This is a genomic window from Kitasatospora sp. NEAU-69 (genome assembly GCF_057158765.1).
Genome location: NZ_JBWXUE010000011.1, coordinates 106,404 through 119,153, shown reverse-complemented (window position 1 = coordinate 119,153; position 12,750 = coordinate 106,404). Strand labels below are relative to the sequence as shown.

At 76.2% G+C, this 12,750-nt stretch carries 10 protein-coding genes; 3 read left to right on the top strand and 7 right to left on the bottom strand.

Going from position 1 to position 12,750, the window contains the following annotated elements; genetic code table 11:
* Position 1: 1 nt before the first annotated feature.
* The 6 genes from AC060L_RS15145 to lanL all read right to left on the bottom strand — a co-directional run bounded on the left by AC060L_RS15145 (position 2) and on the right by lanL (position 8,363).
* Positions 2 to 1,471, bottom strand: coding sequence for a hypothetical protein (locus AC060L_RS15145; protein ID WP_483799246.1), 1,470 nt, complete (start codon positions 1,469 to 1,471; stop codon positions 2 to 4).
* 376 nt (positions 1,472 to 1,847) lie between these two features.
* Positions 1,848 to 2,501 carry a class I SAM-dependent methyltransferase gene (locus AC060L_RS15140; RefSeq protein WP_483799245.1) on the bottom strand — a complete coding sequence of 218 codons (654 nt, stop codon included), beginning with the start codon at positions 2,499 to 2,501 and terminating at the stop codon, positions 1,848 to 1,850.
* A 176-nt stretch (positions 2,502 to 2,677) separates the two neighbouring features.
* Positions 2,678 to 2,836: a hypothetical protein gene (locus AC060L_RS15135; RefSeq protein WP_483799244.1), complete on the bottom strand. Its 159-nt coding sequence runs from the start codon at positions 2,834 to 2,836 to the stop codon at positions 2,678 to 2,680.
* A gap of 465 nt (positions 2,837 to 3,301) precedes the next feature.
* Positions 3,302 to 3,436, bottom strand: a complete 135-nt coding sequence (locus AC060L_RS15130) for a VenA family class IV lanthipeptide (protein WP_483799243.1) — start codon at positions 3,434 to 3,436, stop codon at positions 3,302 to 3,304.
* Positions 3,437 to 3,627: 191 nt separating this feature from the next.
* Positions 3,628 to 5,634, bottom strand: a complete 2,007-nt coding sequence (locus AC060L_RS15125) for a S9 family peptidase (RefSeq protein WP_483799242.1) — start codon at positions 5,632 to 5,634, stop codon at positions 3,628 to 3,630.
* The gene (gene lanL, locus AC060L_RS15120) at positions 5,631 to 8,363 is read right to left on the bottom strand and encodes a class IV lanthionine synthetase LanL (RefSeq protein ID WP_483799241.1); all 2,733 of its coding nucleotides are present in this window, start codon (positions 8,361 to 8,363) and stop codon (positions 5,631 to 5,633) included. The genes AC060L_RS15125 and lanL overlap by 4 nt, the downstream gene beginning before the upstream one ends.
* A 652-nt stretch (positions 8,364 to 9,015) precedes the next feature.
* Here lanL and AC060L_RS15115 point away from each other — a divergent pair.
* Genes AC060L_RS15115 through AC060L_RS15105 form a run of 3 tightly spaced genes read left to right on the top strand, consistent with a single transcriptional unit; the run spans position 9,016 to position 11,873 of the window.
* A complete protein-coding gene (locus AC060L_RS15115; protein ID WP_483799240.1) occupies positions 9,016 to 9,903 on the top strand; it encodes a Nif3-like dinuclear metal center hexameric protein in 888 nt (295 codons plus the stop codon).
* A gap of 45 nt (positions 9,904 to 9,948) precedes the next feature.
* On the top strand, positions 9,949 to 10,692 hold the full coding sequence (locus tag AC060L_RS15110) for a zinc ribbon domain-containing protein (protein WP_483799239.1): 744 nt from the start codon (positions 9,949 to 9,951) through the stop codon (positions 10,690 to 10,692).
* Positions 10,693 to 10,697: 5 nt separating this feature from the next.
* Positions 10,698 to 11,873 carry a bifunctional RNase H/acid phosphatase gene (locus tag AC060L_RS15105; RefSeq protein WP_483799238.1) on the top strand — a complete coding sequence of 392 codons (1,176 nt, stop codon included), beginning with the start codon at positions 10,698 to 10,700 and terminating at the stop codon, positions 11,871 to 11,873.
* Positions 11,874 to 11,911: 38 nt separating this feature from the next.
* On the opposite strand, the gene yaaA is transcribed toward AC060L_RS15105, so the two are convergent.
* On the bottom strand, positions 11,912 to 12,703 hold the full coding sequence (gene yaaA / locus AC060L_RS15100; RefSeq protein WP_483799237.1) for a peroxide stress protein YaaA: 792 nt from the start codon (positions 12,701 to 12,703) through the stop codon (positions 11,912 to 11,914).
* Between the last annotated feature and the right edge of the window lie 47 nt (positions 12,704 to 12,750).

Genomic DNA, 12,750 nt, shown 5'->3' with positions numbered 1-12,750 from the left:
TTCAGATCCTGTCCCAGGTGCGGCTGGCCAGGCCGTACGTGCCGGCCATGGCGTTCCACTTCGCCACGAAGTCCTTCTTGGACTGGGTGGCCTGCGGGTTGAGGGCGTCGGCCTTCTGCTTGTCCGCCGTGTTCGGCGCGGTCTGCGAGCCGCCGCAGCCCTGTGCGCTGACAGTACGGGCCCAGGCGGCGTAGGCCCGGTCGATGTCGCCGGACTGCTGCCACGCCGTCTTCAGGGTGGCCGCCGCGTCCGCGCCGCCGGGCAGGTCGGCGAGGTTCAGCTGGGAGAGGTCGCTGAGCAACTGGTCGCGCTGGCTCGCGCCGGAGTCGAAGGTCTGCGCGGCGTTGTCCACATCGGCCTTGGCGGGGCAGCTGTCCACCTGGGCGACCGCGCTGCCGATCGGCGCCTTCGCCTGTTCGCCGCGGGTCAGCAGGGCGTCCAGCGCCGCCGCCTCGGTCTGCGCCTTCGGGTTGGTGCTGGGGCTCGCCGAGGCCGACGGGCTGGCGGCCGCGCTCGGGCTCGCGGCCGCCGGGCTGGTCGGCGCCGCGCCGCCGGTGGTCTGCTGGACGCCGCTGGGCGCCGCCGTACCGGCCGGCGGTGCGGACAGCTTGGCGGGCGGATTCTTGGTGCCGGAGTTCTGCAGGGCGAAGACGGTGCCGCCGCCGATCGCGAAGAGCAGGACCAGGCCGGCGCCGATCAGCAGCCGGGAGCGGCCGCGCGAGCCGCCCTCGTCCGGCTCGTCGTCCTCCTCGAACCGGCCGGGCAGGTCCGCGCCGGCCGGCTGCTGGTAGTCAGACCGCTGGTAGTCCGACTGCTGGTAGTCCGGCGACTGGTAGCCCGGCTGCTGATAGGTGGGCTGCTGGTAGCCGGGCAGTGGCTGGGACGGCTGGTAGCCCGGCTGCGGCGGGCTCGGGTGGCCGTAGCCGGAGCCGCCCGGGGGCGCGATGGGCGGCGGACCGGCGTACGGGGACGCGCCGGGGGCGGCGGGCGGCGGGGTCGGGCGGAAGACGTGCTCGGGGAACCCGCCCGGCGCGACCGGCGGCGCGGCCTGCGGTGCGACGGGCGGTGCGGCCGGTTGCTGCGGGTAGCCGTAGGCGGGGCCGAACGCGCCAGGAGTCGGCCCGCCGGGCGGCGTGTCGGAGGCCGGGGGGTAGCCGTAACCGGGCGGCGCGGGGGCCGGGGGCGGGGCCGTCGGGCGCGGCGGCGCGGTCGGCGGCAGCTCGGTCGGCGGGCCCGCGGGGATCCTCGGAAGCACCTCGGTGCTGTCGATCGAGCTCGGCAGGTACGGTCGCGCGACCAGCGGCGGGCCCTGCTCGTCGGCGGCCGCACCGGTGGTACCACCCGCAGCCGGCGTGCGTGGCGTGGCGGGGTTGCTCTCCGGACCGGGCACCGGCCGGCGGACCCAGCCGCCCGCGCCACCGCGCGCCGAGGGGTCCCAGACCGCCGGTGGCATGTCGCCCTGGTCCGTCATGGTGTGGCCCGCCTTCAGGTCTCGCCGTGCGTACTCGGTCTCGGACGTCGGTGCTGTGACTCCGCGTGCTCGCGACCGTGCCGGGGCGGGTCCTCCGGGATCTTGTCGGGCGGACGGCGAGACGCCGCGCGGGCGCCGCCCGGCCGGAGACCGGGAGAGCGCCCGCCCGTGCGCGGCGCCGGCCGCGGGTGTCGCGGCCTGCAAGATCCGTGGGGCACGCACCGGGTGCCGCAGGTGTCCGAAGTACCGTACCCGCCGGGCAGGCCCGTAGGGGTGGCGGCGCCCGGATTGCGGTGCGTTGTCGGATCTGCGCGGGGCTGCCCGGTCGGAGCGCCGGTCGGCGAGTGGCCGCCTCGCCCGGTGGGTGACCGGTCGGTCAGCTCGCGCGGCGGCGCAGGACGCGCAGCGAGCCGGTGACCGAGATCTCCTCGAAGCCGTCCGCGAGCGCCCGCAGGTACACCCGGTACGGGGCCTGGCCGCCGTCGGCCGGGTCCGGGAAGACGTCGTGCACGACCAGCAGGCCGTCCGCGGCCAGGTGCGGGACCCAGCCGTCGTAGTCGCCGTGCGCGTGCTCCTCGGTGTGCCCGCCGTCGATGAAGACCAGCGCGAGCCGCCCGCCCCAGACCGCCGCGATCTGCGGCGAGCGGCCGACCAGCGCGATCACGTGCTGCTCCAGGCCGGCCCGGTGCAGCGTGCGGCGGAACCGCGGCAGCGTGTCCATCAGGCCGAGCTCGGGGTCGACCAGCGTGCTGTCGTGGTACTCCCAGCCGGGCTGCTGCTCCTCGGAGCCGCGGTGGTGGTCGACGGTCAGCGCGACCGTGCCGGTGCGGCGGGCCGCGTCGGCCAGCAGGATCGCCGAGCGGCCGCAGTAGGTGCCGATCTCCAGCACCGGCAGCCCGGTCCGGGTGGCCGCGTCGACGGCCGCCGCGTAGAGCGCCAAGCCCTCGTCGAGCGGCATGAAGCCGTCGGCCTCGGTGAAGGCCGCGAGCACGTCGGGTGCGGGGACGGTCTGCTCCCGGGTCTCGGTCATCCTGGCTGCTCCCTGCTCGTCCTGCTGGTCGGCTCTGCTGCCCGGACCCTACTCGATCGCCCGCACCGGTTACCCGCCGGTAGGCGGCAGGCATGGCGCGGGCCCGGTGCGCGGTGGCGCACCGGGCCCGAAGACGCAGGCTCAGGCCCCAGCCGGGTGGGCCGGGCCGAGAGGTCTCAGCGTGCGGCGGCCGCGTCCATCCGGTGGCGGCCGTGCGGGTCGGTCCCGGGGTTGTCGTCGGGAGCGGTCAGGCCGCGGTGACGGCCGTGGGCGGAGTCCTCCGAGGTGGCCTCGTCGGCGCCGCGGTCGATGGTGTCGGTGAGGTGTTCGGACATCAGTTTCGTCTTCTCCGTGCGAGGGTGCAGGTCTGTGGTGCCGCACGGCACCGTCGGCCGGGAGTTCGGAACCGGGGGTTCGGAACGCGGCCGGGCACGGGAAGGCCTCGCCCCGGCGTCCCGCGGCTGTCCGCGGCGCGCCGAGTCGATCTCCCCGTTCGATCCGCCACCCTAACGGGCGGGTGGGACAGTAAGGGTACCGATGCGGTCACAGGCGGGGACGGCCGGACGGCGCTCCGGCCCGTCCGGCGCCGGACTGCGGCATCTCGAACGGCATGGCGGCCTCCCTGGCGGCATCCGGGGCGGCGGCGCGGCAGCGAGCGCGGCGCGGCACGGGCTGTGGGCTGCGGAGCGGGGTGGTCGCGGGGAGCGGACAGGCCGGTGGCCCGGGGCACAGGGCCCCGGGCCACCGGTGGATCGGGCGCGGGCCGCCGCGCAGCGCGGGCGGCCGCAGCCCGGCTCCTACTAGGAGATGGTGAAAACCAGGCAGGTCAGCAGCAGACAGGTGAACTGGCAGCCGTTCCCGCCGTTGAGCTCGACCGACTCGGTCTCCGGCAGCTCCTGCAGCGCGGCCAGGTCGGTCTCGAAGGTGGTCTCCATGGTGGGTCCTCCCCTTGTTGCCGCGCAGCGCCGTTCGCGTCGCGCGGTCCTCGGCGGTGCCACCGCTCCTCGGTGGCACCGACTGCGGCCGGTACGGCCGCAGGTCTGGCTCCCGCCGCCCGCCGCAACGGCGTTGCGGACCGCGGGAAATCTGGTGGGCGAGCCGCTCGGCGGCTCGGTGTCAGCCGGTGCTACCCGGTGCGGCCGGTGCGCAGGAAGCCGGCGAGCAGCTCGTGCAGCACGGCCCCGCCCTCCTCGGCCAGCACCTCGTGCCCGGCGCCGGCCGCCTCCACGTAGCGGAAGTCGCTGCCCTCGGTGCGGCCGATCCTCAGCAGCTCCTGCCGCAGTGCGCGGGACTGGCCGACCGGCACGACCTCGTCCCGGTCGCCGTGCACGAGCAGCAGCGGCGCGGTGAGCCGGCCGGCCAGGTGCAGCACGTCGCGCGGCCCGCGTTCGTCCTCGACCGGCTGCTCGCCGCCGAGCCGGCTGGTGAGCGTGCGGACCGGTGGCGAGGCCTCGGCGAGCAACCGGGCCCCGGACAGGAACGGCGCGACCACGGCGCACCGCGCGACCTGGTCGGCAGCGGCGTGCGCGGCGGTCAGCAGCGCCAGGAACGCGCCGTAGCTGACCCCGAAGAGCGAGGGCGGTTCGAGGCCGAGCGCGGCCCGCCGGCCGGCGATGCCGTCGAGCAGCGTCAGTACGTCCGCCAGGTCCGGGCCGCCCCAGGCACCGCGGATCGCCATCGCGTAGCCGAGGCCGTAGCCCGTGCTGCCGCGCTGGTTGGGCGCGAGGACGGCCAGGCCCTCGGCCGCCATCCGCTGGAGCACCGGATCGAACTCCAGCCGCCAGGCGTCGGCGGGGCCGCCGTGCAGGGCGAGGACCAGCTGCGGGCTGGTCAGCCAGGCCGCGCCGCCGTAGACCACGGCCTCGATCGGCCCGGCCGGGCCGGCCAGCTGCACCGGCTGCGCGGGGTGCCAGCGCGGTCCGTCGGTCGGCCCGGCGCTGCCGTCCAGCCGCCAGCCGGGCGGTGGCCCGGCCGGGACCCGCCGATCGGCCGACGGCGTGCTGACGGACGGCGTGTCGGTGGCCGCCGCCATGCTGTCGGGCGTGGCGGCGTCGAGCGCGGCGGTGTCGAGCAGGACGTCCACCGCCAGCGCGGCCAGTCCCGGCGGGTGGTCGGGCGCGGAGTACGGCATCCGCAGCCCGCTCGCCGACCAGTGGCCGACCGCGCCGAGCCGGCCGGCCGGCACCGGCAGCGGTGTCAGCCGCCCCTCGCTCGGCCGCCACAGGGCGAGCGCCGAGGAGGCGCCGTGGTCGATCTGCACGGCCACCCGCTGCTGTGCGGGATCGCGCTGCTGCCCGGGATCGCTGCCGCCCGTCTCCAGCGCCACCGGCCGCAGGAACCGCCCTGGCACGTGCAGGCAGTCCGGGAACCGCACCGGCGCCGCGCCGCCCAGCACGCCCCAGCCGAGCCGGTCGTCGCCCGGCGCGTCGCTGCGCAGCAGCAGGAACCGGGTGTCCGGGTCGAAGAGCACCAGCCGGTCGTTGCTGCCCTCGGAGATCTCCAGCAGTGGGGTCACGGTGCCGAGCCGCAGGTCCAGTGCGACGCTGCGGACCTTGCCGTCGCGCACCCGGTCCAGCGCGAGCAGCCGTCCGGTCCGGTCCAGCCAGACCCCGCCGCCGTGCAGGCCGGCGAGCTCGGCGACCCGTAACGGCGCCCGGCCGTCGCCGTAGACCAGCCAGGCGGTGGTGCTCGGGAGGGTGTCACTGCCGAGCGCGACGGCGACCGGCGCGTCGGGGGCGAGCCCTTCGGGTGGCACGGGTGTCGGCAGCAGGCGCAGTCCGGACATCCGCAGCGTGGCGACCGGCGTGGCGACCGGCTGCTCCGCTGGGGTCGCCGGGGCTGACGCGAGCAGCACCAGGTCGTGCCGGTCGCCGTCGTGCCGGCAGACCAGCACCCGGCCGTCGGGCAGCGCGACGAGCTGGGAGCGCAGGCTCTCCGAGCGGCCGCCGGCCGGCCGCAGCGCGGTCGGGACCGCCGGCCCCGGGCCGGCCAGCCGCCAGCTCTCGGCGTACCAGCCGCCGTCCGAGCCGGCCGCCAGGCAGGCGGCGTGCGAGCCGTCGGCGGCGAAGGTGAAGCTCAGCCGGCGCAGCGCCGGGGCCGCGGTGCGCAGCACGGTGTCCGTGACGTCGTTCATGCGGTCACCGCCACGGGGGAGACCGGGTCCAGCCAGAGCCGCGGGCCGCCGTGCAGCAGCCGCAGCAGGAATCCGAGCGGTCCGGCGGTGCCAGTGCCGTAGCCGGCCGCGCAGCCGGTGCCGGTCTCGTCCGGCACCACCAGCAGGCCGTCGCGCAGTGCGGCGCGGGCGGTGATCAGGTCGGCCAGCTCCCGGGCGCCACTGCGGAATCGTTCCTGCCCGGTGGCCTCGGCCAGGTCGAGCAGGTACTCGCCGTTGCCCGCCAGCCCGTGGCAGGCGCTGGTGCCGCAGTGCCAGCGGCCGTCCAGCACCGCTCGGCCGGCTGCCTCGGCCAGCTCGCGCACCGCCGGATCGCCGGTGGTCTGCCAGAGCCGCAGCAGGAAGCTGCCCGCGCCGGAGGAGCCGCTGCACCAGTGCGCGAGCCGGACCGCCTCCGGGTCGGCGGCGCTCTGCGGCCACCAGGCCGCGTCGCCGTGTCGGCGCACGGTGGCGGCCAGCGTCGCGGCAGCCCGTTCGGCACCGGCCAGCAGCGCCGGATCGCCGGTCGCGCGGTGGGTGGCGAGCAGGAACGCGCCGACCCCGGCCACGCCGTGGCCGAAGCCGAGGTGGGTGATGCCGGCCAGCTCGGAGTCGAAGCCCTTCGGCACCGGCCAGACCGTGCCGTACGGCTCCTCCTCGGCGGCGGCCAGCAGCGCGTGGGCGCCCTCCAGCGCCGCGGCGTGCTCGCCGAGCCGCAGGCGCAGGAAGCCGGCGCCGGCCGCGCCGTGGCAGATGTCGGGGTTGGGCCAGCGCACCGGGATCCGGGTCGCGAGCCGGCGGGCCCGTTCGGCGAGCGCCTGGTCGCCGAGCACCTCGGCGGCGTCCAGCAGCGCCCAGACCGGGCCGGAGCGGCCGAAGTGCAGGCCGGGCAGGACGACGGGCTCGGCGGCGCAGCGCCGTTCGATCCACTCGGCCGCCTGCCGGGCGGTGGTCGCGATCCGCTCGTGCAGCTCGTGGTTCATGGTGGGGACGGCGAGCGCGCGGGCCAGCACCGCCAGCACACCGGCCGCGCCGTGCTGCACGTTGCACGGGTCGCTCAGCTGTGCGGCGGGGACGACCGGCCAGAGCCGGTCCCGCCGTTGCGGGGTCGCGGTGGCGACCAGGTGGCGCAGCCCGTCGGTCAGTACCCGCTCCAGCGGCTGCGGCAGCACCACGACCGCGGCGCCCGTCGCAGCGCCGGCCGATGCGCCGGTCGGTGACCAGTCGGTGCCGAGGGCCTCCCTGGCCTGCGCCAGGGTCCAGCGATCGGTGGGGAGTTCGGCGCGCAGCCCGAGCACCGCCGGGGCCAGCCGGCGGGCCGTCAGCCCCTCGCGGGCGGCCAGCGCCAGCCAGCGGCCGAGCCGCGCGGGCACCGGGCGGGCCCGTGGCAGGTCCTCCGGCAGCAGCGGGTCGTGTCCGGTGGAGAGGAGGAAGAAGAGGCCGCCGAGCGCGAACAGGTCGGCCGCCGGCTCGGCGCGCAGGCTGACCCGCAGCGCCGAGATCTCCTGCGGGCCGGGTGTCTGCTCCGGCGCCCGGTAGCCGGGGGTGCCGGCCGCACCGGCCACCGCACCGGCCCGGCAGGCGAGTTCGAGATCGATCAGGCGCAGCGAGCCGTCGGGGCGGACCATCACGTTGCCGGGCGACAGGTCGCGCAGCACCAGGCCGGCGCCGTGCACCTGCTCCAGCAGCTCGATCAGGCCCAGCGCGATCGGCCGGGCCTGCGCCCAGGGCACGTCCGGCGCGCCGTCGCCGGAGAGCCGGGCGTGCACCCAACTGCCCAGCGGCTGGCCGGGGATCCGCTCCTGGACCAGCAGCACCGAGTCCTGCTGCTCGACCAGGTCGAGCGGTCGGGCGGTCAGGCCGAGCGGTGCCAGCTCGGCCAGCATCATGGCCTCGTGCCGCAGCGCGGCACGGGCGTCGGTGCCGGCCCGGTCCACCTCGATGTGCGCGCGGGCCTGCTTGACCACGACGGACTCGCCGGTGTGGGTGTCGGTGCCGAGGAAGACGCCGCCCTTGGTGCCGTGCCGGACGGCCGCGGTGAGCGCGTACCGGCCGGCGATCAGCACGCCGCCGGCCGCGCGCCGGCCGCCGCCGGGCCGTGGCGCCGCGCCCGGTGCCGACCCCCTCCCCTCGACGGGGTCGGCCACCCACGGCGGACGGCGGTAGCTCGCCGCCCGCACGTCCTCGACCGCCTCGCCGGCCGGGCCGTGCAGCATCGAGCGGTAGCTGCCGTCGTTGCCCAGCTCGGCGCGGCCGGTGAGGACGCCGTAGCGGTAGTGCACCAGGCTGCCGGGCGCGAACGGCCGGTCGGAGAGCACCACCGGCCCGGGCATGCCCTCGGTGGCCCGGTGCAGCTCGTCCAGCAGGCGCAGGAACTGCGCGTCGTCCAGCGGATAGACGGTGATGAACTTGCCGGCCGAACCGCGTTCGCTGTTGCGCGAGTTCAGCTGGTGCAGCCGGTCCCGGTCGGCCGCGAACTTGAAGACGCAGCGGTCCGCCGCGAGCACCCCGGCCACAGCCGAGAGCACCTCGACGGCCACCGTGCCGGCCGCGCTGACGTGGATCTTCCAGCCCTGCCGCGGCAGGAGGCCCGGATCGGCGAGCACCTCGGGCGGCCGGACCGTGCACCAGAAGCTGTCGAAGGCGGCCGCCCAGTCGCCCCCGGCACCCCCACCCGGTGCCCCGGTGCCGGTCACGGCCGCCCGTGCCACCTCCACCAGCGTGTCGTCCGCAGGTGCCCCGGATCGCCACGTGTCCGGCACCGGCACCGGTATCGGTGCCGGCACCGTTGGTTCGGCCGAACGCAGCGGTGTGTCCGCCCCCATACCCGCTTCACACCCCTTCGGATTCGGCCGTGACGGCCCCGGTGTCCGCAGAGCCGATCGGCCCTCGGAGATGGCGCAGTGAGATGGCGCAGTCGCCCGGCTCGGTCCGCTCCCGAAACCCGCCGCCGCCTGCGGCGGAGCGTGGACTGCGGGCCTGGTATCGACCCCCCGGCCGAGGCAACTCGCTTCTGCACCACAGAAGTTACTTTCGCCGCCCGGGTCGCTCAACGGCTACGGGGTCACTTCACTCTTAAGGGTGATCCGGAGTCGCTTTCGCCCCCGCGCACCCGCCCTGGTGTGACCGGGGTGCGCTGGGCGGGCCGCGCATCGCGGGCCCGCCGGTCCGCCCGGCCGGCTTCCGTGCGCCGGTGCACGCCGGTTGACGCGCGGCGCCGCATGCCCATGTCCTGGTGCGCAGGCCACACTTTCGGTTCGCAGCCCGGCCCGGCCCCGCCCGGGCCTGCTCCGGGCCCCGGCCGCGGTGGGGCGCGCGGGCCCGCGGCCCCGGCCACCGGCCGTCAAGCGGTAGTCTCAACGGGTGCCGAAACTGTCCGACGTCATCAGCCTGCTCGAGGAGCGCTACCCGCCGAGGTGGGCGGAGTCCTGGGATGCCGTCGGCCTGGTCTGCGGCGACCCCGCCGACGAGGTGCGCCGGGTGCTGTTCGCCGTCGACCCCGTGCAGACGGTGGTCGAAGAGGCCGTCGAGTGGGGCGCCGACCTGATCGTCACGCACCACCCGCTCTACCTGCGCGGCACCACCAGCGTGGCCGCGACCGGGTTCAAGGGCCGGGTGGTGCACTCGCTGATCCGTGCCGGGATCGCGCTGCACGTCGCGCACACCAATGCCGACCACGCCGCCCCCGGCGTCTCCGACGCACTGGCCGAGGCGGTCGGCCTGACGGTCACCGGCCCGCTGGTGCCGGACCCGACCGACCCCGAGGGCCGTCGCGGCACCGGCCGGATCGGCGAGCTGCCCGAGCCGCTGCCGCTGTCCGCCTTCGCCGCCCAGGTCGCCGCGGGGCTGCCCGCGACCGCGACCGGCGTGCGGGTCTCCGGCGACCCGGACCGGCCGATCCACCGGGTCGCGGTCTGCGGCGGCTCCGGCGACAGCTTCTTCGAGGCCGTCCGGCAGTCCGGCGTGGACGCCTACCTCACCGCCGACCTGCGGCACCACCCGGCGTCGGAGGCCACCGAGGCGGCCCCGGTCGCCCTGGTGGACGCCGCGCACTGGGCCACCGAGTGGCCCTGGCTCACCCTCGCCGCCCGCGAGCTGACGGCGGCCGCCGCCGAGCGCGGTCTGGCACTGGAGACCCGGGTCTCCAGCCGGGTCACCGACCCGTGGACCGCGCACGCGCCGATGCCCTACGCCCCGGCCACCACCACCTCCGCGGCAGCCGCTGCCGCCCCGGCGACCACCGCCGGCTGACTCTTCCGATTCCCGCTCGACCTCGTCACCACAGGAGCCCCCCGCTTGAACGCCGCGCCCGCCGACCAGATCCGCCTCCTCGACCTCCAGGCCATCGACTCCAAGCTCGACCAGCTGGCCCACCGGCGCCGCACCCTGCCCGAGCACGCCGAGATCGACAAGGCCAACGCCGACCACGCCGCGCTGAAGGACCTGGTGATCGCCGCCCAGGCCCAGCACGGTGACACCACCCGCGAGCTGACCAAGGCCGAGGGCGACGTCGAGCAGGTCCGCAGCCGGGCCGCCCGCAACCAGCAGCGGATGGACTCCGGCGCCGTCGGCTCCGCCAAGGACCTGGAGAACCTCCAGCACGAGATCGGCTCGCTGGCCAAGCGCCAGTCCGACCTGGAGGACGTCGTGCTGGAGGTGATGGAGCGCCTGGAGGCCGCGCAGACCCGGGTCACCGAGCTGACCGCCCGCCTGGAGCACTCCTCCGTGGTGCTCGCCGAGGCCACCGGCCGCCGCGACGCCGCCTTCGCCGAGATCGACGCCGAGGCCGCCAAGGTCACCCGGGACCGCGAGACGGTGGCCCAGGTGATCCCCGCCGACCTGCTGAAGCTCTACACCCGGCTGCGCGAGCAGCAGGGCGGCGTCGGCGCGGCCCGGCTCTTCCAGCGCCGCTGCGAGGGCTGCCGGGTCGAGTTCGCGGTCTCCGACCTGAACGCGATCAAGGCCGAGCCGAAGGACGCCGTGGTCCGCTGCGACAACTGCGGCCGGATCCTGGTCCGCACCGCGGACTCGGGCATCTGAGTCCGATGGCGGCTCGCAGGTTCATCGTCGAGGCGGACGGCGGGTCCCGGGGCAACCCGGGGCCGGCCGGTTACGGCGCCGTGGTGCGCGACGGCGACACCGGGCAGATCATCGCCGAGGCGGCCGAGTACATCGGCCGGGCGACCAACAACGTCGCCGAGTACAAGGGCCTGATCGCCGGTCTGCGGGCCGCCCACGCGCTCGACCCGGCGGCCACCGTGGACGTCCGGATGGACTCCAAGCTGGTGGTCGAGCAGATGTCCGGGCGCTGGAAGATCAAGCACCCCGACATGCAGCCGCTGGCCGCCGAGGCCCGCACCGTCTTCCCGCGCGGGCAGGTCGACTACTCCTGGATCCCGCGCGAGCGGAACAAGGACGCCGACCGGCTCGCCAACGAGGCGATGGACGCGGGCAAGGCCGGCCGCCAGTGGGAGCCCAGAGCCCGGTCCGTTGCTCCGGTTCCTGCCGCCCCCGTGGTCTCCGTCTCGCTCCCGGCCGAGGAGCCGCTGCCCGAGCCGGCCGCCCCCAAGGCCGGCTGGGCGGCCGCCGCCGACCTGGGCCCCGCCACCACCTTCGTCCTGCTCCGGCACGGCGAGACGGCGCTCACCCCGCAGAAGCGGTTCTCCGGCAGCACCGGCAGCGACCCCGAGCTCTCCGAGCGCGGGCTGTGGCAGGCCCAGCGGGCCGCCGAGGCGCTGGCCGAGCGCGGCACCGTCCAGGCCGTGGTCAGCTCACCGATGCTGCGCACCCGGCAGACCGCCGAGGCGGTCGCGATCCGGCTCGGCCTCGAGGTGCGGATCGAGGAGGGCCTGCGCGAGCTGGACTTCGGCGCCTGGGAGGGTCTGACCTTCGCCGAGGCGCAGGAGCAGTACCCGGACGACGTGACCGCCTGGCTCGCCTCGACGAAGGCGAAGCCGACCGGCAGCACCGAGAGCTTCGCCACGCTGACCCAGCGGGTCGGGGTGGCCCGGGACAAGATCCTCGCCCGCTACGCCGGCAAGACCGTCCTGGTGGTCTCGCACGTCAGCCCGATCAAGACGCTGGCCCGCCTCGCGCTCGGCGCGCCGCCGGACTCGGTGTACCGGATGGAGCTGTCGGCCGCCTCGATCTGCGCCGTGCAGTACTACAGCGACGGCAACGCCTCGCTGCGGCTGCTCAACGACACCAGCCACCTGCGCTGAGCGTGTTCGTGACGGGGCGCCGCCCCGTCACGATCCGCTCAGTGGATCTCCGTCACGACCACGTCCAGCTGCCACGGCTTGCGGGCCGTCCCCTGGGCGGCGACCTCCACCGTGTAGCCGAAGCCGCGCAGCACGTCCAGCAGCTCGCCCGGCGTGGCCGGCTCGGCGCCGGAGTTCAGCAGGTCGCGGACCAGCCGGCCCTTGGTGGCCTTGTTGAAGTGGCTGACCACGGAGCGCTTGCCGTCCTTCTCCTGGAGCACCCGGACCGTCGCGGTGCGGGCGACCAGCTCGCCGGCCGGCTTCCAGGAGGCCGCGTACGCCGCGCTGCGCAGGTCCAGCACCAGCCCGTCCGCCTCGGCCGGCAGCACGTCCGCCGTCTCGCGCCGCCAGTACGCCCCGAGCGCTCCCAGCGGCGGCAGTTTCACGCCGCCCGAGCAGCGGTAGGGCGGGATCCGGTCGCCGATCCGCACCGCGCCCCAGAGGCCGGAGAAGACCAGCAGCGAGCGTTCGGCGCGGGCGTAGGCCGCCTCGTCCAGCTTGCCGAGCCCGAGCGCGTCGAACAGCACGCCGGTGTACAGCTCGCCGGCCGGCAGCGCGCCGGCCGTGCGCAGCGCCGCGTTGCGCGCGATCTCGCCGCGCAGGCCCTGGCTCAGCCCGAGCACGGTTGCGGCCGTGTCCTGGTCGCCGTGGCAGAGCTCGACCAGGGCGTCCAGCACCCGGGTCCGCGCCGCGGTCAGGCCGGGCAGCGAGAGGGCCGCGAGGTCCAGCGGCGCACCCTCCGGCGCGGTGGCCTTGCCCTCGGACGGCGGCAGCAGGACCAGGAACGGCATGTGCGGGTTCTCCTCGGTGGAGCGGGGGCGGTATCCAACAGTTTGTA

Coding starts and splice junctions, on each gene's coding strand:
- AC060L_RS15145 (WP_483799246.1), bottom strand. CDS start 1,471: ATGACGGACCAGGGCGACATGCCACCGGCGGTCTGGGACCCCTCGGCG.
- AC060L_RS15140 (WP_483799245.1), bottom strand. CDS start 2,501: ATGACCGAGACCCGGGAGCAGACCGTCCCCGCACCCGACGTGCTCGCG.
- AC060L_RS15135 (WP_483799244.1), bottom strand. CDS start 2,836: ATGTCCGAACACCTCACCGACACCATCGACCGCGGCGCCGACGAGGCC.
- AC060L_RS15130 (WP_483799243.1), bottom strand. CDS start 3,436: ATGGAGACCACCTTCGAGACCGACCTGGCCGCGCTGCAGGAGCTGCCG.
- AC060L_RS15125 (WP_483799242.1), bottom strand. CDS start 5,634: ATGAACGACGTCACGGACACCGTGCTGCGCACCGCGGCCCCGGCGCTG.
- AC060L_RS15105 (WP_483799238.1), top strand. CDS start 10,698: ATGGCGGCTCGCAGGTTCATCGTCGAGGCGGACGGCGGGTCCCGGGGC.
- yaaA (WP_483799237.1), bottom strand. CDS start 12,703: ATGCCGTTCCTGGTCCTGCTGCCGCCGTCCGAGGGCAAGGCCACCGCG.